The sequence below is a fragment of the Mycobacterium sp. EPa45 genome, assembly GCF_001021385.1.
In the GTDB taxonomy this organism is placed as follows: Bacteria; Actinomycetota; Actinomycetes; order Mycobacteriales; family Mycobacteriaceae; genus Mycobacterium.
The window spans coordinates 5,369,872-5,390,055 of record NZ_CP011773.1; the positions used below are offsets into that span (position 1 = coordinate 5,369,872).

Below are 20,184 nucleotides of genomic sequence, written 5' to 3' on the forward strand. Positions count from 1 at the left end.
GGTGCCCTCCCCGCTACCTCAACCGGTACTGGCTCCCCTGACACCGGCCGCCATCTTCTTGGTCGCCACGATCAACTCCGGCGGTGAGGCCGCGGTGCATGACGCACTGCCCGACCTCGCCGGTCTGGTCCGCGCGATCGGGTTTCGCGATCCGTCCAAGAACCTGTCGATGGTCACGTCGGTCGGATCGCAGGCGTGGGATCGCTTGTTCTCCGGGCCGCGGCCGGCGGATCTGCACCCGTTCGTCGAGCTGCGCGGGTCGCGGCACCACGCTCCGGCCACGCCGGGCGACCTGTTGTTCCACATCCGTGCCGAGGTGCTCGACGTGTGCTTCGAGCTGGCCGGCCGGGTGGTCAAGGCGATGGCCGGGGCGATCACGATCGTCGACGAGGTGCACGGTTTCAAGTTCTTCGACAACCGCGATCTTCTCGGATTCGTCGACGGCACCGAGAACCCGGACGGCCCACTTGCGGTGAGCGCCAGCCAAATCGGCGACGAGGACCCGGAATTCGCGGGCGGCTGCTACGTCCACGTGCAGAAGTATCTGCACGACATGACGTCGTGGGAGGCGCTGTCGGTGACCGAGCAGGAGCGGGTCATCGGACGCACCAAGCTCGAGGACATCGAGATGGCCGACGACGTGAAACCGGCCAACTCCCACATCGCGCTCAACGTGATCTCCGACGACGACGGCAACGAGCTCAAGATCGTCCGGCACAACATGCCGTTCGGGGAGATCGGCAAGGACGAGTTCGGCACGTACTACATCGGTTACTCGCGCTCGCCACGCGTCACCGAGAAGATGTTGGAGAACATGTTCATCGGTGACCCGCCCGGTAACACCGACCGAATCCTGGACTTCTCCACCGCCGTCACCGGCACCCTGTTCTTCACTCCCATCACCGATTTCCTCAACGATCCGCCGCCGAGGCCGGGCTACGACGACGTCGCCGCGGCTCCCCCGGCACCCACCCCCACTTCCGACGGCTCATTGGCGATCGGCAGCCTGAAAGGACAGTCCTGATGAACAACCTCTACCGCGAGCTCGCTCCGATCACCGAATCCGCTTGGAGTGAAATCGAATTGGAGGCTTCGCGGACATTCAAGCGGCACATCGCCGGGCGCCGCGTGGTCGACGTCAGCGAGCCGGGCGGTCCGGTGACTGCCGCGATCAGCACCGGTCACCTGCGCGATGTCGCCGCGCCGGCCGACGGCGTGGTGGCGCACCTGCGGGAATCCAAGCCGCTGGTGCGGCTCCGGGTGCCGTTCACGGTGTCGCGCACCGCAATCGACGACGTGGAGCGCGGCGCACAGGACTCGGACTGGGATCCGGTGAAGGCCGCCGCCAAGAAGTTGGCGTTCATCGAGGACCGCGCGATCTTCGAGGGGTACACCGACGCCGCGATCGACGGCATCCGCACGTGCAGCTCGAACCCGGCGTTGGCCCTGCCCGAGGACGCCCGCGAGTACCCCGATGTCTTCGCCCAGGCGCTCTCGGAGCTTCGGCTCGCCGGCGTGGACGGCCCGTATTCGGTGCTGCTGTCCGCGGACGCCTACACGAAGGTCAGTGAGACCACCGAGCACGGCTATCCGATCCGCGAGCACCTCAACCGGCTGGTGGACGGCGAGATCATCTGGGCGCCCGCGATCGACGGCGCGTTCCTGCTGAGCACTCGCGGCGGCGACTTCGACCTGCAGCTGGGCACCGACGTCGCGATCGGCTACCTGAGCCATGACGCCGACACCGTGCAGCTGTATCTGCAGGAGACGCTGACGTTCCTGTGCTACACCGCCGAGGCCTCGGTCGCGCTCACCGCGTAGCCGCGATTTCGGCGCGCTTTCGTTCGCTCAGCGGCGGTTTGCGCGCCGAAATCGCTAGATCAGGACGGCGTCCAGCGCGGAGTAGAAGATGCCGAGCCCGTCGTCCGACGGGCCGGTCAGCGCTTCGGTGGCATGCTCGGGGTGCGGCATCAGGCCGACGACGCGGCCGTTGGCGGAGCTGATCCCGGCGATATCGCGCATCGAGCCGTTGAGGTTCTCGGCGTAGCGGAAGACCACCCGGCCTTCACCCTCGAGTTCGTCGAGCACGGCCTCGCTCGCCACGTAGCGGCCCTCACCGGATTTCAGCGGCACCAGCAGTTCGGCGCCCCATTCGTACCGCGACGTCCACGCACTGGTGATGGAGTCCACCCGCAGCCACACGTCGCGGCAGATGAAGTGCAGGCCGGCGTTGCGCGTCAGCGCACCGGGCAGCAGCCCGGCCTCGCACAACACCTGGAAGCCGTTGCAGATGCCGAGCACCGGCAGGCCGGACTTGGCGGCCTCGATGACCTCGCCCATGACGGGCGCGAACTTCGCGATCGCGCCGCAGCGCAGATAGTCGCCGTAGGAGAAGCCGCCCGGCACCACGACGGCATCGACCCCTTTGAGGTCGGCGTCGCCGTGCCACAGGTTGACCGCTTCGGCGCCGGCGAGCCGCACCGCGCGGGCGGCATCGACGTCGTCGAGCGTGCCGGGGAAGGTGATGACACCGACGCGCGCGCTCACGACGGATCCCGGGTGACCGACCAGTCCTCGATCACGGTGTTCGCCAGTAGCGATTCGGCGATCTCCGCGAGCGCCGAGTCACTGATCGAATCGTCGACCTCGAGCTCGAATCGCTTGCCCTGCCGGACATCTGAGATTCCGGCGTGTCCCAGCCGGCCCAACGCACCGACGATCGCCTGACCCTGGGGGTCGAGGATCTCGGCTTTGGGCATCACGTTGACCACTACACGGGCCACAGGCGCTCCTGCTGACGTCGACGACTATTGCGGGTCAACTCTACCGGCGGCTCACGCACACGACCCGATGTAGGCGGTGCACAGCGGCGCGCCGAGGGCGTCGAGCAGGTTTTCGTCGCTGGCCATCGGCCACGCCGTCTGGGGAGGTGCGGTTGACCACATCGCCAGCTCGGTGACCGTGCTGTTGGCCGAATTGTCCACGATGTACTCGCGCAGGATCACCGGTCCGCTGATCACCGCGGCCATCCGGTCGTAGCCGGCGAAGGTCACCGACGGCGACGACGACGGGTTGGTGCGCTGGCAGGACCGCAGCGCGGCGACCGCGGTGCGAAAGACGTCGTCCGCAAGCTGACCGCCGCGCCAGGTCTCCCCGCGCCAATGCATCACCTGGGCCTGCAGCTGCCACTGACCGTCCGGATTGACCACGGTGGCGCGTTCGGCGACGGAGTAGGCGCGCGGGTCGTCGGCCACCGGGGCGCTGCCGCACAGCTCCTCGAACCGGAACCGGGGCGCGACTGCGGTCACCGCCACCCCGGCCAGCCGGGGCCAGGTGTAACGGGCGTTCAGCGGCATCGCCCACGGCGCAATCCAGGCCGCGTCGGGGATGCGGTCACAATTGGGCGGGCAGGTGTCGGAATCGGCGGCAGCGTGCGGCGGGACGGTGAGCCCGCAGGCCACCAGCATCATCGCGATGACCAACCGCATGTATTCGACGCCTTCCGGTGCGCGCACAATCGTAAGCATGGAGCTGACGCATTTCGGGCATTCATGCCTTCTCGCCGAGTTCGACGGCGCAACGCTGTTGTTCGACCCGGGCAACTTCTCGCACGGCTTCGAGGGTGTGACCGGCCTCTCGGCCATCCTCATCACCCACCAGCACCCCGACCACGCCGACCGTGAACGGCTGCCCGCGCTGGTCGAGGCAAACCCGGACGCGATGCTGTACGCCGACCCGGCGACCGCCGCCGAACTCGGCGAACCCTGGCGCGCGGTGCACGTCGGCGACGAGCTCGACGTGGCCGGTCTCTGCATCCGCGGCGTCGGCGGGCAGCACGCCGTCATCCACCCGGAGATCCCGATCATCGACAACATCTCCTACCTCGTCGGCGACGCCGAGCACCCGGCCCGGCTGATGCACCCCGGCGACGCGCTGTTCGTCCCGGGCGAACCGGTGGACGTGCTGGCCGCCCCGGCGGCCGCACCCTGGATGAAGATTTCCGAGGCGGTGGACTATCTGCGGGCGGTCGCACCGGAGCACGCGGTTCCGATCCATCAGGGGGTGGTCGCTCCGGAGGCGCGCGGGATCTACTACGGTCGGCTCACCGAGATGACCGACACCGACTTCCGGGTGCTGCCCGAAGAGAATTCGTTCCGGTTCTGAAACATACTGCGCTGAAGGGTATTTGATGAGCTCAGCTGACTTGGACCGCCTGTTCGGACTGTCCGGCAAGACCGCTCTTGTCACCGGCGGAAGCAGTGGCATCGGGGTGATGATCGCGCGTGGCCTGTTGCAGGCCGGAGCCCAGGTGATCATCAGTTCCCGTAAGGCCGACAAGTGCGAGCAGGTCGTCTCCGAGCTGTCGGAGTTCGGGACGATCCGCGCGATCCCGGCCGACCTGTCCCGCCAGGACGAGTGCAAGCGACTCGCCGCCGAGGTCCTCGCCGGGACCGACACGCTGCACATCCTGGTCAACAACGCCGGAGCGACGTGGGGCGAACCGCTGGAGTCGTTTCCGGCATCGGCCTGGGACAAGGTGCTCGACCTCAACGTGAAGTCGCCGTTCTGGCTGGTGCAGGAGCTGGTCGGCGCGCTGCGCAAAGCCGGGACGCAGGACGATCCTGCACGGATCATCAATATCGGCAGCATCGACGGCATCCACGTCCCGGTGATGCACACCTATTCCTACTCGGCCAGCAAGGCGGCCGTGCATCAGCTGACCCGTGTCCTCGCTAAAGAGCTTGGCCCACAACACATCACGGCCAATGCCATCGCCCCCGGTCCGTTCCAGTCGAAGATGATGGCCGCCACGCTGGACGCATTCGGAGACGCGATTGCGGCCTCGTCGCCACTACAGCGCATCGGCCGCGACGACGACATGGCCGGCATCGCGATCTTCCTCGCCGGGCGGGCCGGCTCCTACGTGAACGGGGCGATCATCCCGGTAGACGGCGGGATGGCGACGACGGCGAGTGGGTCCGGCTCACGCAGCTGACGTGGCGGGGATCTCCGGATCCCGGCGGTACACCCTCGGCGTGCAGCCGTGCATCAGGGCCAGATCGATCGCGTCGAGCATGGCCTGACGAGGCCCGACCTTGCGCAATTGCTTTGCGGTGACGGCCAATCGGACGTCTCCGCCGCGGCGGGCGGTCCGTTCGGCCGACAGCACCAGGGTGCGACACCACCACGGTTCGGTGACGAATCCTTCGCCGATACCCACAACCCGGGCGCGCGTCGTCGTTCCGGTCACCAGGTCGGTGACGCCGTGCAGGTCCACGAGCAGCCGGAAGCCATTACGCGGCAGGGCGAATGCCGTGCCCGACGAGACCGTCCAGCCGGGGGCGGCGAACAGCCGGGTCCGCAAGCCGACATGTTCGAGGACCCGGTCGGCGCCCATCAGCCGCAGATTGGCCTCATGTGCGGGCAGGGTGGCGAACTCGCCGCGGCGTTTCTTGGTGGCCGCCGCATCGAAACCGTGCAGCACCACCGCATCACCGCCGGCGCGCCGACCGGTCAGCCAGCCGATCGTGCGAGGGTCGGATTCCAGGCGATACCCGTCCTTGAGCCTCGGCGCGACGAGCAGCGACAGCGGAACCGCGCGGCTTTCGAGCGCGCGGGCGAAGTCTTCGACATCGCCCAGCGTCCGGTCACTGATCCCGGACACCGACACGAAGAGTTGTCCAGCCACCCGCGCAGTGTGGCAATTCCAGGTGTCCGGACAGTGTCGGCAACCTTGAGGTCAGGCAACCATCGGGTTCAGCCCGGCAGGACGGCCTCGATCGCGGCAACCACCTCGGGGGCATTCGGCTCGGTTTGCGGCCGGAACCGCTTGACCTCCGTCCCCCCGGGCGCGATCACAAACTTCTCGAAGTTCCACGCGATGTCGCCGGCCTTGCCGTCACCGTCGGCGACGGTGGTGAGCTCGGCGTACAGCGGGTGCCGGTCGTCGCCGTTGACATCGGTCTTGGCCAACAGCGGGAACGTCACGCCGTAGGTGGTGGAGCAGAACGTCTGGATCTCCTCCGCCGTCCCCGGCTCCTGACCCATGAACTGATTGCAGGGCACGCCGATCACGGTCAGGCCGCGGTCGCCGTAGTCGCGGGCCAACTGCTCGAGCGCGGTGTACTGCGGGGTGAGGCCGCACTTCGACGCGACGTTGACCAGGAGGATCGCCCGGTCGGCGTAGTCGGCCAGCGAGGTCGCCTTGCCGTCGAGAGTGGTGAGCGGGATGTCGGTCAGACTCATGCCGGTGAGGTTACGCGAAGTGCTCGGCGTCGGCGGTGGCCAGTAGCCAGGCGTACTGGAAGGCCGCTTCCTTCCACCGCTCGTAGCGGCCGCTGATGCCGCCGTGGCCGGCGGCCATCTGCGTCTTCAGCAGCACCGGGTGTCCGTCGGTCTTGGTGTGCCGAAGCGCGGCCACCCATTTCGCAGGTTCGACATAGAGCACCCGGGTGTCGTTGAGCGACGTCATCGCCAGGATCGCCGGGTACTCCTTGGCTTCGACGTTCTCGTACGGCGAATAGGACTTCATGTAGAAGTAGACTTGCGCGTTCTCCAACGGGTTTCCCCACTCGTCCCATTCGGTCACCGTCAGCGGCAGTGAGGGGTCGAGAATCGTGGTGAGCGGGTCCACGAAAGGAACCTGCGCGAGGATCCCGGCGAACAGCTTCGGCGCCAGATTCGCGACCGCGCCCATCAGCAGACCGCCGGCGCTGCCGCCCAGAGCGACCAGGTTCTGCGGCCGGGTAAGGCCGGTGTCGACCAGATGCTGTGCCACCGCGATGAAGTCGGTGAACGTGTTGCGTTTGTCCAGCAGCTTGCCGCGTTCGTACCAGAGCCTTCCCATCTCACCGCCGCCTCGGACATGGGCGACGGCGAAGACCATTCCGCGGTCGAGCAGCGAGAGGCGCGCCACCGAGAAGCGCGGATCTTCGGATGACTCGTAGGCGCCGTATCCGTAGAGCACTGTCGGAGCAGGGAATTCGATGCCCGCTTTGTGGACGATCGAGATCGGGACCCGGGTGCCGTCCTCGGCAACCGCCCAGTCCCGACGTTCGACGTAGTCCTCGCGACGGTAGCCGCCCAGCACCGGTTGCTCGCGCAGCAGCGTGCGGTCGCCGGTGGCGAGGTCCAGGTCGTAGATCCGCAACGGCGTCACGTACGACGTGGTGCCCACCCGCAACTTGGGCGTCACCCAGTTGGGGTTGCCCGCCAACCCAGCCGATGCCAACTCGGAGTCGAAATGTATCTCCTCGGGCGTGCCGTAACCGTCGGTACCGATGGGCCACAGCTGGATTCGCGGCAACGCCTCACGACGGTAGCTCACCACGAGGTGGTCGGCGAAGACGTCGACGCCGTCGAGTCGCACATCGTCGCGGGCTTCGATCAGCGTGCGCTGGTCGGTTGGGTTGCCGACCGGCGCTTCGACGAGGGTGAAGTTGACCGCGCCGTCGTTGTGCAGGATGAGGAATCGGTCCTCACCGCCGATCACCGCGTGGTCCACCGAATACTCGACACCGTCGCGGCGCGGCAGCACGGAGGTGAACTCCGTGTTCGGATCGGCGGCGTCGCCGATCCACACCTGCGAGGTGATTGCCGAGCCCGCGGCAATGATCAGGTACTTGTTGCTGCGGGTGCGACCCATGCCGACCCAGAACCGTTCGTCGGGTTCGTGAAACACCTGCTCGTCAGGTTGACCCGAGCCGAGCCGGTGGCGCCACACGGTGTCGGGACGCCACGCCTCGTCGACCGTCGTGTAGTAGACGCATCCGTTGTCCGCCGCCCACGTCACCCCCGAGGAGATTCCGGCGATCTCGTCCGGGTACAGCTCTCCGGTGCGTAAGTCCTTGAACCGCAGCGTGTATCGCTCGTCGCCGACGGTGTCGACCGAATAGGCCAGCAGGTGACCGTCGATGCTCACACTACTGGCTCCGAGGGAGAAGAACTCGTATCCGTCGGCCTCGGCGTTCTCGTCGAGCAGCACCTGCTCGCCGGGTACGTCGGTGTCGGAGTCGAAGACCGGCGGATCCCAGTCATCCGGCCCGGCGACCGGGCAGCGGCAATGCGCGCCGTACTGCTTGCCTTCGAAGCTGCGCCCGTAGTACCACCACTGTCCGCGGCGGGTGGGAACCGACATGTCGGTCTCCTTGGTGCGCGCCTTGATCTCGTCGAAGATCTTCTGCCGCAGCGGCTCCAGGTGGGCGGTTGCCTTGTCGGCGTAGGCATTCTCGGCTTCGAGGTGCGCGATGACCTCAGGGTCAGACTTCTCGCGCAGCCATTCGTAGGGATCGACGAAGACGTCCTCGTGGAAGACGCGCCGGGTGTCAACCCGCTTGGCGATGGGTGGATTCATGCTCATGATCCGATCCAGTCGGCGAACGACAGTCCCGAGATTCGTTCGTAGGCTTCGATGTAGCGGGCACGGGTGGCTTCGATGATGTCGGCGGGCAACGGCGGTGGCGGTGTCGAACCGTAACGGTCCCAGCCTGATTCGGGCCCGGTGAGCCAGTTGCGGACGAACTGCTTGTCGAAGCTGGGCTGCACCTCACCCTCTTTGTAGTCCTCGGCCGGCCAGTACCGCGAGGAGTCCGGGGTGAACACCTCGTCGGCCAGCACCACCCGGTCGTCGGCGTCGACACCGAACTCGAATTTGGTGTCGGCGATGATGATTCCCTTGGTCAAGGCGTGCGCGGCGGCCTGGCTGTAGATCTGCAATGTGCGCTCACGAAGCTGGTTGGCGCGCTCCGCACCGACGATGTCGATGGTCCGGTCGAACGAGATGTTCTCGTCGTGCTCGCCGAGTTCGGCCTTGGTCGCGGGAGTGAACAGCGGCTGATCGAATCTGCTCGCCTCGACCAGGCCGGGTGGCAGCGCGATGCCACACACCTTGCCGTCACGCTGGTAATCCAGCAGGCCCGAACCGGTCAGGTAACCGCGGGCCACGCACTCGATCGGCACCATGTCGAGCTTGCGGACGACCAGCGCGCGGCCCAGCACCTCGTCGGGGATGCGCGGGTCGTCCGGCGGGCCGGCCAGATGGTTGGGCGCGTCGATGTAGTCGAAGAAGAACACGCTCATCGCGGTGAGGATGCGGCCCTTGTCGGGGATCAGGCTGTCCAGGACGTAGTCGTAGGCCGAGATCCGGTCGCTGGCGACGAACAGCAGATGCTCGCCGTCGATGGAAAAGATCTCGCGCACCTTACCGCTGGCCAGGTGCTGATAGTCGCTCAGAGCGGGGCGGGGCATCGCGTCAGCCTAACGGCCGCTGAGTCGGCGCGACTGTGCTGGGATCGAGCCATGAGATCGCGGTTCCTGCCCTACGCCACCACCCCGGGCCGGCTGCTCGGACAGTTGGTCAGCGACGTGGGCGTCGCGTTGTGGATCACGGTATGGGTTCTGGTGGGGTTGGCGGTGCACAGCGCGGTCGCGACGATCGCTGACGTGGGTCGCCAGGTCAATGACGGCGCCACCGGGATCTCGGACAACCTGCACTCCGCCGGAGACAGCGCGCACAAGATCCCGCTCGTCGGCGACACGGTCGCCAAACCGCTGCGGGCGGCGAGCGAGGCCGCCCTCGATCTCGCCGGCGCCGGCCACAACCTCGACACCACGGCTACCTGGTTGGCGGTGCTGCTGGCCATCGCGGTGGCCGCGCCGCCGATCCTGGCGATCGGCATGCCGTGGCTGTTCCTTCGCATCCGGTTCTTCCGCCGCAAGTGGACGGTCATCGCGCTGACCCGAACGCCCGCCGGCGAGCAGTTGCTGGCGCTGCGGGCGCTGGCCAACCGGCCCCTGCGCAAGCTCACCGAGGTCAGCGTCGACCCGGTCGGGGCGTGGCGGCGCGAGGATCCGTACGCGATCAGAGGCCTGGCCGCACTCGAACTGCGTTCGGCCGGCATCGCAGTGCCCCGCTCCTGGCGGAATCCGGCGCGCTGACGAGCGCTGAGCGCAGGTAACCGCGCCCAACCTTGACACCTCGACGGCGCGGCCCGATAGTAATTAATCAATCGATTGATTAATCGCCTCCCCAGGAGGCCGTATCGACGTATATCTCCAGATGGCCCTGCCCCATCCCGATATGCTCGCCAGTTACGAGGGTGTCGAGATCTGACGATAGGGAACCGATGAAGGCTTCGGTCGATCCGGACCGCTGCGCCGGACACGGCGATTGCGTGTCGACCTGCGCGGAGGTGTTCGCCTGGACCGCTGACGGCTATGCCGAGGTGGTGCTGGACGAGATTCCCGCGGAATACCGAGATCTCGTGGCCAAAGCCGTGCAGGACTGCCCGGAGCACGCAATCAGCGCGGAAGAGTAGTGGTCGACTACGACTATGTCGTGATCGGTGCCGGGTCGGCGGGCTGCGCCGTGGCGGCGCGTCTGGCCGAAGGATCGTCGCGCGTCCTGCTGCTGGAGGCGGGCGGCTCCGATCGGCGGCTGACGGTCCGCGCGCCACTGGCCTTCGCCGCTCAGCTGGGCGGCTCCACCGACTGGGACTACCGCACCGCGCCCGAACCGGCATGCGACGGCCGCGTCATTCCGCAGCCCCGCGGCCGTGTCCTCGGCGGGACCAGCTCGATGAACGCGATGGTGTGGATCCGGGGCACCCGAATCGACTACGACGGCTGGGACCTGCCCGGCTGGGGCTGGTCCGATGTCGAGCCGGTGTTCCGCCGCATCGAGTCGCACTACCTCGGCGGCCCGTCGCACGGGACCTCCGGTCCAGTGCGCGTCACGAGGCTCGCGGAGCCCGATGTGACGTCCACCCGGTGGGTCGACGCCGCCCGCGCCGCCGGCGTCAGTGCCAACGAGGACATCGGCGGCCCCGATCTCGACGGGTCATCCATCGCACCGGTGACGGTGTGGAAGGGGCAGCGCTGGAACACCGCGCGCGCGTATCTTCCTGCGGCACGTCGTCGTTCGAATTTCAGCGTGGTCACCGGCGCATTGGTGCACCGGGTGGTGATCCGTGACGGCCGCGCGGTGGCCGTGAAATATGAACGCAGGGGGCGATCGCACGTCGTCAACGCCAACCGTGAGATCATCCTGTCAGCCGGCGCCTACGGCACACCGCAACTTCTGCAACTCTCCGGCATCGGTGCCGCCGACCACCTGACGTCGGTGGGCATCACGCCGGTCGTCGACAGTCCCCGAGTGGGAGCCAATCTCACCGACCATCCCGCTACAGCGATGAGCTGGGATGTGCGGCCGGGCTTCGTCGGGTTGTCGGATGCACAGAAGCCACAGTGGTTGCTGCGCTGGATCTTTCGCCGCAACGGAAAGTTCACCAGCAATGCGATGGAAGCGATCGCACAGGTCAGGTCCGATCCCGGTCTGCCGGCGCCGGACTTCCAGTTGATCCACTCCCCCAGTTACATCAACCTCTCGGCCATGGAACGGGAACTGCGCCGCGCCTCGTCGGTCCTGCAGTCCTACTGGACGCCGAAGAGCCGCGGCACGGTCATGGCGCAATCCTCGGATCCGCTTGTGCCACCGGAGATCCGGCTCAATACGCTGGCCGCCGCCGACGACGTGCGGGCGTTCATCCGTATGGTGCGGCGAACCCGCGAGATCGTCGCAACCGAGCCGTTCGCCTCGGTTACCACCACCGAACTCCACCCGGGCGGGGATGTCGTCACCGACCCCCAGATCGAGGCGTGGCTGCGCAGTTCGGTCGCCACCACCGGGCACCCCGCCTGCTCGGCGGCCATGGGCAGCGGGGCTGACAGCGTGCTGGACGAGAAGCTGAAAGTGCGTGGCGTGGAAGGTCTGCGGGTAGCCGACGCATCGGCGTTCCCGTGCATTCCCCGGGCCAACACCAACGCCCCGGCCATCATGGTCGGTGAGCGGTGCGCCGACTTCATCAAGGATGATCGGTGAGCCCCTGTGCCCGATCATTTTGATGCCCACTTCCACATCATCGATCCGCGCTTCCCATTGGTGCCCAACAACGGTTTCCTACCCGATCCGTTCACCGTCGCCGACTACCGAGAGCGCGTCGAGCCACTACGCGTCGCCGGCGGCGCCGTGGTCAGCGGGTCGTTTCAGGCCTTCGATCAGGGTTACTTGAAAGCTGCTCTGACACAGCTCGGTTCAGGATTCGTCGGCGTCACTCAGATCCCCGCCGACACGACCGACGACGACATCCTCGCACTGGCCCATGCCGGTATTCGCGCAGTCCGCTTCAATCTGTACCGCGGTGGATCGGCAACACTCGATGACATCGATGCCCTCGCTCGTCGCGTGCACGAGGTCGCCGGCTGGCATTGCGAGTTCTACCTCGACGCCGCCGACTTGACCGAGCTCGAGCCCATCCTGGCGGCGCTGCCCCAGATCAGCATCGACCACCTGGGCATGTCAGACGACACGACGGGAGCCCTACTGCGGCTGGTGGAGTCCGGAACCGTAGTCAAGGCAACGGGATTCGGTCGGATCAATATCACCGATCCTGATGCCCTGATGCGCGACATCGTTGCCGTGAACCCCGCCGCATTGATCTTCGGCAGCGACCTGCCCTCGACCCGGGCGGCAATTCCGTTCCGCGACAGCGATATCGATCGCATCGCCGGTGCAGTCGGCGCCGAGCACGTCGATGCCGTGTTGGCCACCAACGCGCACGCCTTCTACCGGCTCTGACCGAAGAGCTGGCCCCGCAGCAGCTGTTTGAGTGCAGCCACCGTCGCGTGATACTCCTCGGGCGGCGGTGCGCTGGCGGCGTATTCGTTCAGTCCGCGGAAGATCATGTACACGGCGTTGGCCGCACTCTCCACGTCGACGCCACGGCCCAAGACCTTCTCGCGGGCGCCTTGGTCGAGGATGTCGCGGATCAGGTTGCGCAACGCCACGAATCGGGTGTCGCTGTTCTCGGCAAGGTGCAGGTGCTGCGGGCTCTCGGCCCGGATGGCCCGGTCGAACGCGACGGCAAGCGGGTAGTCCTGCATCACCCGCACGCTCTCGTCCAAGACGGCCATCAGCTTGTCCAGGGTCGCGACGTTGTCTTCGGCGGCCTGTTCGAGCCTCGGCACGGCGATCGTCGCCACCTCGTCGAAGGTGGCCTTGACGAGCTCGGCCTTGTTCGGAAAGTAGTGATAGAGACTGCCACTGGTCATATTCGCCTCGCGGGCGATCTCACGGATCGTCGTCCTGGAGTAGCCGACCGCCGCAACGCAGCGCATGGTCGCCTCGAGGATCCGCCGCCTCGTCTCCTCGCTGTTGGCGCCCACCGGCCGGCCCAGGAGCGAGGAATTGGCCGACGCTGCACCTTTGGGTTTCGCCATCGCTTCCAGAAGCTTCTCACAGTCGCCGGCCGATCGGTTAGAGTCCGCGTCGTGGGAGACCTCATCGACACCGTCGCCGTCGTCACCGGCGCAGCCCGCGGCCAGGGCCGCAGTCATGCCGTTGCGCTCGCCGCAGAGGGCGCCGACATCATCGCCATCGACCGCTGCGCCGACATCGACTCCATTCCCTACCCGTTGGCCTCCAAGGAGGATCTCGACGAGACCGTCCGCCTCGTCGAAGCCCAGGGCCGGCGCGTCGTTCCGGTCGTCGCCGACGTGCGCGACCTCGAGGCCCTGCAGGCCGGCGTACAGGGTGGCGTGGACGCGCTCGGCGAGATCGACATCGTCGTGGCCAATGCCGGGGTGGTGGCCATCGGTCTCAAAGATCCGCTCGACACCGAGGTGTACCGCGACATCGTCGAGACCAATCTCAACGGGGTCTGGCACACCATCGCGGCCACGGTGCCCTCGATCATCCGCAAGGGCCGCGGCGGCTCGATCATCTTGACGAGCTCCGCGCAGGGCCTCGTCGGTAAGGGCGGCGACGGCAGTGCCGCGATGTTCGCCTATGCCGCGGCCAAGCACGGTGTCGTCGGGCTGATGCGCTCGGCGGCCAATGCCTACGCCGCGCACAGCATCCGGGTCAACACGGTGCACCCCAGTGGCGTCGGCACCCCGATGATTCTCAACGACCACACGCTGCGGACGTTCCAGGAGAATCCGAACGGTGCCGCGCTGTCGGCCAATCTGTTGCCGGTCCCCTTCGTCGAGGCCGAGGACGTCACCAATGTCGTCGTGTTCTTGGCGAGCCCGAAAGCCCGCTACATCACCGGGGTCGCGCTACCCGTCGATGCCGGACACGCGGTGATGTGAACGCAGGTAGAGCAGCCCGCTGACGGTCACCGTCACCCACGTCGCGAAGGCCACCCAGAAGAACACCTGCGACGCGGCGATGAACGCGAGTACCCCGGTTTCGCGCGACATCGCAAAGGTCGCGGCCGAGTACATGCCGAGCGGGAAAACCATCGCCCACCACACGCCCCTGAATTGGAGGGTGCCGGGAAGATTGATGCGCCCAATAGCGAAGTAGAGCAGCGCCGGAATCCACAGTGTCGCAACCACCCAGGTGAATACCGTGATCACGACGACGACGTCCGAGGGCCACACCCGGTGGATCCGATCGCCCGCCAGCGTTGCGATCGCGAGGCCGCCCATCAGTATCCAGCCGTCCGGTTCGAAGCCGCCGGGGTCGAGCCGTTCGTGGAACGCCCGCCACAGGATCAGCGCCGTCATCGCGGCGTACACCGCCAGCGCCAGTGCCCAGAACAGCAGCGCACCGAACAGCCAGTGCAGATCAGCGGAGAGGATGGCCAAGCCGGATGTCGCCACACTGGCCAACTCCCACGCGCCATGCGCTCGGTCTCGTAACCCGACCCAGCGGATCCGCCACATCCGCCGAACCACCACCGGCGTCAGCGTCAGCCAGAACTGCAGTGCCAGAGCGGCCAGGATCACCAACGCGATTCGGTACTCGGCCAGCCGCGCGCCGAGCACCGCGCACGCCGCCACATAGGTGAACATCCGCAACAGCACGTCGGGGTCGTGGAAGTCCGGCGGCGACCGGCGCCACGACACCGCACACATCACGACGAGTACCGGCAGCGCACACCCGGCAATCACCGCCAGGGCCAGGCTGATCCAGCGGTACCCGTGGTCGGCCGCCGAAATCGAGACGATGCCCGTTGCCATCACCGCCGCGAACACGTCGGGCGGTGGCCGCATATCAGCCAAGTTCGGTGAACATGTGCCGGATACCGGTGTGCCGGTTGCTGCGGGCCCACTCGACCGGCTTGACCACGTTGATCTCCGAGAACCGGCTCAGCAGTTCCTCGTAGAGCACCCGCAGCTCCAGACGGGCCAGGTTGGCACCCAGACAATAGTGCACACCCTGTCCGAATCCCAAGTGCGGATTGCGTTTCCGTCCCACGTCGAAACAATCGGGACTGTCGAACACCGATCCGTCGCGATTGGCCGAGCCCTCCCACACCAGCACTTTGTCGCCCGCCCGGATCACGCATCCACCGAGCTCGGTGTTCCGGGTTGCGGTGCGCCGCTTGGACGGTGACGGCGAGGTCCAGCGCACGATCTCCTCCACCGCCGTCGGCAACAGTCCGGGATCATCCTGCAGGCGCCGACGCTCGTCGGGATGCTGGGCCAGCGCCAGCAGTCCACCGGCCACCGCGTTGCGGGTCGTTTCCGCGCCGGCGCTGAACAGCAGATTGAAGAACAGGTACAGCTCGATGTCGGTCAGTGACGGCGCATCCGGGTCGTCGACGGTGGCGTTGGCCACCACCGAGAGCATGTCGTCCCCGGGCTCGGCGCGCTTCTTCGCGATCAGCTCCGAGCCGTAGGCGAAGATCCGCGACCCCGCCTCCTCAATGGACATGGTGCCGACCTCACCCTTGCGGGAATCGCCGAAGTCGAAGCTCGGCTCGATGGCACGGAAGAGCCAGTGCCGTTCGCTCTCAGGCACTCCCAGCAGAATGCAGATCATCTGCATGGGCAGCTCGGCGGCGATGTCGACCAGGAAATCGAAGGGCACCCCGGGCTGCACGGCATCGAGCAAAACCCGCGTACGGCGGCGCAGATCGTCTTCGACCCGGCGGATCATCCGCGGGGTCAGGCCCGAGCTGACCAGTCGCCTGATGTGGGTGTGCCGCGGATCGTCCATCATGTTCAGCACCTGCCCGGCGATCGACAGGTCCTGCAGCAGGGTGCCGCCGAACGGGCGCTCCCCGCCGGTCACCGACGAGTAGGCGTCCTGATCCCGAAGCACGGCAAGGGTTTCCGGGTAGGTGGCCACCGACCAGAAGCCCTCGCCGTCCGGGGTGTTCTCGGTGGGCTCATGCCAGTACACCGGCGCGTCACGACGGTGGATCGCGAACAGCTCGTGCGGGAAGCCCCCGGCGAAGTTGTCGAGGTCGGTGAAGTCGATGTCGCTGAGCAACATTGGCGTCTACAGGATCGCGCCAGGGGTGTACTTCGCCGCGTCCGGGTAGGCGCTGACCAGCTCGTCCACCGCCGCGATCACCTGGTCGACCTGACTGCCGGCCGCCCCGGTGAACGCCTGCCTGTCGGCCAGCGCGGCGTCCAGTGCCGCCCGGTCCAGCGGCAGCCGGTCGTCGGCAGCCAAGCGGTCCAGCAGATCCGGTTCGGCGCCCTTCTCCCGCATCGCGAGTGCGACGGCGACCGCATGCTCCTTGATGACCTCGTGCGCAGTCTCGCGGCCCACGCCGGCCCGGACCGCCGCGATGAGCACCTTGGTGGTGGCCAGGAACGGCAGGTAGCGGTCCAGTTCCCGCTTGATCACCGCAGGGTAGGCACCGAACTCGTCGAGCACCGTCAGGAACGTCTCGATCTGCCCGTCGATGGCGAAGAACGCGTCGGGCAATGCCACCCGGCGCACCACCGAGCAGAACACATCACCCTCATTCCATTGCGCGCCAGCCAGTTCCGCGGCCATCGACGCGTAACCGCGCAGAATAACCTGCAATCCGTTGACCCGCTCACAGCTGCGGGTGTTCATCTTGTGCGGCATCGCCGACGAGCCGACCTGTCCCGGAGCGAACCCTTCGGTGACCAGCTCATGGCCGGCCATCAACCGCACGGTGTGCGCGAACGACGACGGCCCGGCGCCGAGCTGAACCAGGCTCGAGAGCACATCGTGGTCCAGCGAGCGCGGATAGACCTGGCCGACGCTGGTGAAAACGGCTTTGAAGCCCAGGAATTCGGCGACCCGGCGCTCCAGCTCGGCCAGCCGCACGGCATCACCGTCGAACAGATCGAGCATGTCCTGGGCGGTGCCCATCGGGCCCTTGATGCCGCGCAGCGGGTAACGGTCGATCAGTTCGCGAACCCGCCGCAACGCGACCAGGGTCTCCTCGGCGGCCGACGCGAACCGTTTGCCCAACGTGGTGGCCTGCGCGGCGACGTTGTGACTGCGACCGGCCATCACCAGTTCGCGATAGAGCAGCGCGCTTTCGGCAAGGCGGGCCACAACGGCCACCCCGTGGGCGTGCACGAGTTCCAGCGAGCGGCGGATCTGGAGCTGTTCGACGTTCTCGGTGAGGTCCCGGCTCGTCATGCCCTTGTGCACGTGCTCGTGTCCGGCCAGGGCATTGAATTCCTCGATGCGGGCCTTGACGTCGTGGCGGGTGACCCGCTCGCGCGCGGCGATCGACGCGAGGTCGACCTGGGTGAGCACCCGCTCGTAGTCCTCGATCACAGAGTCGGGTACCTCTACGCCGAGTTGAGATTGGGCGCGCAGCACCGCCAGCCAAAGCCGGCGTTCGGCGACGATCTTGGCTTCGGGCGACCAGATCGCGACCATCTCCGCGCTGGCATAACGTCCGGCCAGGACATTAGGGATTGTCACAACGCATTAGCTTACGGTCGTCGGGCAAGCTGGCCTGCGTGTACTTCGCCGGCGTCGACCTCGCCTGGGGTGAGCGCAACCCGACCGGTGTCGCCGTCGTCGACGACACCGGGTCGCTGCGGCATGTCGCGGCCGCCGGCAACGATGCCGACATCCTGGCTCAACTCGCGCCCTACACCGCCGGCCCGTGCGTGGTCGCGGTCGACGCCCCGCTGGTCGTGACCAATCCGACCGGCACCCGGCCCGGCGAGACGTTGCTGAACCGGGATTTTCGCCGCTTCCACGCCGGGGCGTATCCCGCCAACACGGGGCTGGCGTGGTTCGCCGACGGCGGCCGAGGCGCTCGGCTGTGCCGGGCGATGAACCTGGACCTCGACCCGCGCTCCTCGGCACCGCGAAAAGCCTTGGAGGTGTTTCCGCATGCGGCGGGCGTGGTGCTGTTCGGACTGGATCGCACGCTGAAGTACAAGCACAAGTCCGGCCGCGATTTCGCGCAGCTGCAGGCCGAGCTCCTGCGGTTGATCGGGTATATCGAAGCGCTGCGTGCAGCGACGCCGCCACTGCGTGTCGCAGATGACGACGGCTGGCGTCATCTCGCCGACTCGGTGCGCGCCGCGACCCGCAAGTCCCAACTGCGCCGGGCCGAAGACCCGATCGACGCGGTGTTGTGCGCCTACGTCGCGCTGTTCGCGACGACTCGGCCCGGCGACGTCACGATCTACGGCGACCCGGGCAGCGGCTGCATCGTCACCCCTACGCCGAGATCGACGTAATGTCGTGCCGCACTCGCAACTTCGCGGCCGTTTGTCGGTTTCGGCGCAAGGGCGCTACGCCCGAAGGCCGGGCCACTCTTCCGACGTCCCGGTCAACCGGCTGACCTGTTCCAGCAGACGCCGCACCTTGGCCGGATTCTCGTGACGCTGCCAGCCGAACGTCGTAGGCCGCTGGCTGCGGTCATGCCAGAAATGGCCGGGCTTGGACTCCGGCCGCGTTGCGACCAGCCACACCGCGGTGTCGGCGCCGTCGGCCACATCGCGCAGCAGCGGCCGGGTGACCGCGCGGAACCGCGGCAGGTATTCGGCCACGCCGGGAGTGTCGACCCAGCCGGGATGCATGCTCTCCACCCGGATATCGGTACCGGCCAGCCGGCGCGCCCACGAGTCGGCCAGCACCACCTGCATCTTCTTGGTGCGCGCGTACGCCCGCACCCCGTTATAGCCGCGCCTGAACTCCAGGTCATCGACCACCAGCGGCGAACCGTACATGCCGCCCGAGGACACCCACACCACCGACGCCCCGCCCGCCGCACGCAACAGCGGCAGCAGCCGCTCGGTCATCAGATGCGGACCCAGCACGTGGGTGGCCAGCTGCACCTCATGACCCTGACGCGTGACACTGCGCTCTTTGGGCATCAGACCGGCGTTGTGCACCAACCCGTTGAGCGCAGGCACCCGGTTGGCGAAGTCGGCCGTCCACGCGCGCACCGCATCGAGGTCTGAGACGTCACAGACCTCGGCCACCACATGCGCACCGGCCACCGAGTCCCGGATCGTGGCCGACGACTCGTCAACCTTGTGCGGATTGCGACCCAGCAGGTGCACGGTCGCGCCCAGTCCAGCGAACGAGCGCGCCATCGCCAGGCCGATTCCCGCGGTCGCCCCGGAGATCAGCACCCGCTTGCCCAGCAGCGCCCGCGGTCCGGCGTCGGCGGCCCACCAGTGCCTGCGCAAGCCTGAACCGATTTTGGTGTAGCCGAGGATCAGTGCCCGGTCCATCACGCCGTCGAGTAGTTCCGCGGCAGGCCGGGCGAGCCCGGAGAAATCCATGTCTTCGAACGTAACCGCTCAGACGCGCACAGTGCGCTCATCGATCGGTGCGAGTACGTCGATCACGTCCGTCACCGTCGCCCGGGCAACCTCTTGCGGGCCGTCGCCGTCTCTGACCAGAGCCGAGACGACTGCGCCGTCGATGGCGTTCACCAGAGCCGTCACCAGATCGACGCGCATGTTGCGGCCCGACCTGGCCATCGCCGCCACCACGGCATCGACCCGCTGCTGCGCCAGCCGGTGCTGGATTTCGCGCAGTTCGGCATGGCGGGCACACGCGATGTAGCGCTCGTAGCGGGAGATCAGTTCTTCGCTGCTGGCCTCGCCGTCGGGATCGCCGACCAGCAGGTCGACCAACACGTCGGCAATCGCCTCCGCACCGCGCCGCCGGCGCGGGAGCGCATCCACCCGGGCCCGCAGCTGCGCGGTTTCCACCGCACAGATGTACTCGACGGCCTTGAGCACCAGATCGTCCAGCGAGGAGAAGTAATAGGTGGTCGACGCCAGCGGCAAACCTGCGCGACGCGCCACCGCGCGATGTCGCACCGCTTCGAACCCGCCTTCACGCAGCAGCTCGGCGGCAGCGCTGATCAGCGCATACCGACGTCGTTCCCCCTTGGGGGTCATCGCTGCCGTCACGTTCAGCAA

The 20,184-nt window shown here is 67.2% G+C and carries 23 protein-coding genes; 10 read left to right on the plus strand and 13 right to left on the minus strand.

Going from position 1 to position 20,184, the window contains the following annotated elements; translation table 11 throughout:
- The first annotated feature begins 1 nt into the window (after position 1).
- Together AB431_RS25390 and AB431_RS25395 are read left to right on the plus strand one after the other, a co-directional pair.
- Positions 2–1,024: a Dyp-type peroxidase gene (locus AB431_RS25390; protein WP_047332266.1), complete on the plus strand. Its 1,023-nt coding sequence runs from the start codon at positions 2–4 to the stop codon at positions 1,022–1,024.
- Positions 1,024–1,821, plus strand: a complete 798-nt coding sequence (locus AB431_RS25395) for a family 1 encapsulin nanocompartment shell protein (RefSeq protein WP_047332267.1) — start codon at positions 1,024–1,026, stop codon at positions 1,819–1,821. The genes AB431_RS25390 and AB431_RS25395 overlap by 1 nt, the downstream gene beginning before the upstream one ends.
- Before the next feature lie 54 nt (positions 1,822–1,875).
- Here the strand turns inward: AB431_RS25395 and purQ are convergent, their stop codons facing one another.
- Genes purQ through AB431_RS25410 form a run of 3 tightly spaced genes read right to left on the minus strand, consistent with a single transcriptional unit; the run spans position 1,876 to position 3,515 of the window.
- Positions 1,876–2,547, minus strand: a complete 672-nt coding sequence (purQ, locus tag AB431_RS25400; RefSeq protein ID WP_047332268.1) for a phosphoribosylformylglycinamidine synthase subunit PurQ — start codon at positions 2,545–2,547, stop codon at positions 1,876–1,878.
- Positions 2,544–2,783 carry a phosphoribosylformylglycinamidine synthase subunit PurS gene (gene purS / locus AB431_RS25405; RefSeq protein WP_047332269.1) on the minus strand — a complete coding sequence of 80 codons (240 nt, stop codon included), beginning with the start codon at positions 2,781–2,783 and terminating at the stop codon, positions 2,544–2,546. The genes purQ and purS overlap by 4 nt, the downstream gene beginning before the upstream one ends.
- Positions 2,784–2,834: 51 nt before the next feature.
- Positions 2,835–3,515: an ATPase gene (locus tag AB431_RS25410; RefSeq protein WP_235435760.1), complete on the minus strand. Its 681-nt coding sequence runs from the start codon at positions 3,513–3,515 to the stop codon at positions 2,835–2,837.
- Positions 3,516–3,525: 10 nt separating this feature from the next.
- On the opposite strand from AB431_RS25410, the gene AB431_RS25415 reads away from it, so the two are divergent.
- Entirely contained in the window at positions 3,526–4,164 is a 639-nt protein-coding gene (locus AB431_RS25415; RefSeq protein ID WP_047333798.1) for an MBL fold metallo-hydrolase, read from the plus strand.
- 25 nt (positions 4,165–4,189) lie between these two features.
- Positions 4,190–4,996 carry an SDR family NAD(P)-dependent oxidoreductase gene (locus tag AB431_RS25420; protein ID WP_047332271.1) on the plus strand — a complete coding sequence of 269 codons (807 nt, stop codon included), beginning with the start codon at positions 4,190–4,192 and terminating at the stop codon, positions 4,994–4,996.
- Here AB431_RS25420 and AB431_RS25425 read toward each other — a convergent pair.
- The 4 genes from AB431_RS25425 to AB431_RS25440 all read right to left on the minus strand — a co-directional run bounded on the left by AB431_RS25425 (position 4,985) and on the right by AB431_RS25440 (position 9,246).
- Entirely contained in the window at positions 4,985–5,689 is a 705-nt protein-coding gene (locus AB431_RS25425; protein WP_047332272.1) for a DUF2334 domain-containing protein, read from the minus strand. The genes AB431_RS25420 and AB431_RS25425 overlap by 12 nt on opposite strands.
- Before the next feature lie 68 nt (positions 5,690–5,757).
- Positions 5,758–6,246 (minus strand): glutathione peroxidase, encoded by a 489-nt coding sequence (locus AB431_RS25430; RefSeq protein WP_047332273.1) that lies wholly within the window; start codon positions 6,244–6,246, stop codon positions 5,758–5,760.
- 10 nt (positions 6,247–6,256) lie between these two features.
- Positions 6,257–8,359: a S9 family peptidase gene (locus tag AB431_RS25435; RefSeq protein WP_047332274.1), complete on the minus strand. Its 2,103-nt coding sequence runs from the start codon at positions 8,357–8,359 to the stop codon at positions 6,257–6,259.
- Positions 8,356–9,246, minus strand: a complete 891-nt coding sequence (locus tag AB431_RS25440; protein ID WP_047332275.1) for a phosphoribosylaminoimidazolesuccinocarboxamide synthase — start codon at positions 9,244–9,246, stop codon at positions 8,356–8,358. The genes AB431_RS25435 and AB431_RS25440 overlap by 4 nt, the downstream gene beginning before the upstream one ends.
- Positions 9,247–9,297: 51 nt before the next feature.
- On the opposite strand from AB431_RS25440, the gene AB431_RS25445 reads away from it, so the two are divergent.
- From AB431_RS25445 to AB431_RS25460, 4 genes are all read left to right on the plus strand, one after another.
- Positions 9,298–9,936, plus strand: coding sequence for a hypothetical protein (locus AB431_RS25445; RefSeq protein WP_047332276.1), 639 nt, complete (start codon positions 9,298–9,300; stop codon positions 9,934–9,936).
- Positions 9,937–10,124: 188 nt separating this feature from the next.
- Complete coding sequence (locus AB431_RS25450) at positions 10,125–10,316, plus strand: ferredoxin (protein ID WP_047332277.1); 192 nt, start codon at positions 10,125–10,127, stop codon at positions 10,314–10,316.
- A complete protein-coding gene (locus AB431_RS25455; RefSeq protein WP_047332278.1) occupies positions 10,316–11,878 on the plus strand; it encodes a GMC family oxidoreductase in 1,563 nt (520 codons plus the stop codon). Before AB431_RS25450 ends, AB431_RS25455 begins: the two co-directional genes overlap by 1 nt.
- A 6-nt stretch (positions 11,879–11,884) precedes the next feature.
- On the plus strand, positions 11,885–12,634 hold the full coding sequence (locus tag AB431_RS25460) for an amidohydrolase family protein (protein ID WP_047332279.1): 750 nt from the start codon (positions 11,885–11,887) through the stop codon (positions 12,632–12,634).
- Here AB431_RS25460 and AB431_RS25465 read toward each other — a convergent pair.
- On the minus strand, positions 12,622–13,275 hold the full coding sequence (locus tag AB431_RS25465; protein WP_047332280.1) for a TetR/AcrR family transcriptional regulator: 654 nt from the start codon (positions 13,273–13,275) through the stop codon (positions 12,622–12,624). The genes AB431_RS25460 and AB431_RS25465 overlap by 13 nt on opposite strands.
- 51 nt (positions 13,276–13,326) lie before the next feature.
- Between AB431_RS25465 and AB431_RS25470 the strand changes: the two genes are divergently transcribed.
- Complete coding sequence (locus AB431_RS25470) at positions 13,327–14,148, plus strand: mycofactocin-coupled SDR family oxidoreductase (protein ID WP_047332281.1); 822 nt, start codon at positions 13,327–13,329, stop codon at positions 14,146–14,148.
- Here the strand turns inward: AB431_RS25470 and AB431_RS25475 are convergent.
- From AB431_RS25475 to purB, 3 genes are read right to left on the minus strand one after another with little or no spacing between them, the layout of a single operon-like run.
- Positions 14,116–15,057 carry a tellurite resistance/C4-dicarboxylate transporter family protein gene (locus AB431_RS25475; protein ID WP_047332282.1) on the minus strand — a complete coding sequence of 314 codons (942 nt, stop codon included), beginning with the start codon at positions 15,055–15,057 and terminating at the stop codon, positions 14,116–14,118. The two genes, AB431_RS25470 and AB431_RS25475, sit on opposite strands and share 33 nt — an antisense overlap.
- Position 15,058: 1 nt before the next feature.
- A complete protein-coding gene (locus tag AB431_RS25480) occupies positions 15,059–16,285 on the minus strand; it encodes a cytochrome P450 (RefSeq protein ID WP_047332283.1) in 1,227 nt (408 codons plus the stop codon).
- 6 nt (positions 16,286–16,291) lie between these two features.
- Entirely contained in the window at positions 16,292–17,710 is a 1,419-nt protein-coding gene (gene purB / locus AB431_RS25485) for an adenylosuccinate lyase (protein ID WP_047332284.1), read from the minus strand.
- A 38-nt stretch (positions 17,711–17,748) separates the two neighbouring features.
- Between purB and AB431_RS25490 the strand changes: the two genes are divergently transcribed.
- On the plus strand, positions 17,749–18,483 hold the full coding sequence (locus AB431_RS25490; protein WP_047332285.1) for a DUF429 domain-containing protein: 735 nt from the start codon (positions 17,749–17,751) through the stop codon (positions 18,481–18,483).
- Positions 18,484–18,537: 54 nt separating this feature from the next.
- Here AB431_RS25490 and AB431_RS25495 read toward each other — a convergent pair whose 3' ends face one another.
- Complete coding sequence (locus AB431_RS25495; protein WP_047332286.1) at positions 18,538–19,536, minus strand: SDR family NAD(P)-dependent oxidoreductase; 999 nt, start codon at positions 19,534–19,536, stop codon at positions 18,538–18,540.
- A gap of 18 nt (positions 19,537–19,554) precedes the next feature.
- Positions 19,555–20,184, minus strand: coding sequence for a TetR/AcrR family transcriptional regulator (locus tag AB431_RS25500; protein ID WP_047332287.1), 630 nt, complete (start codon positions 20,182–20,184; stop codon positions 19,555–19,557).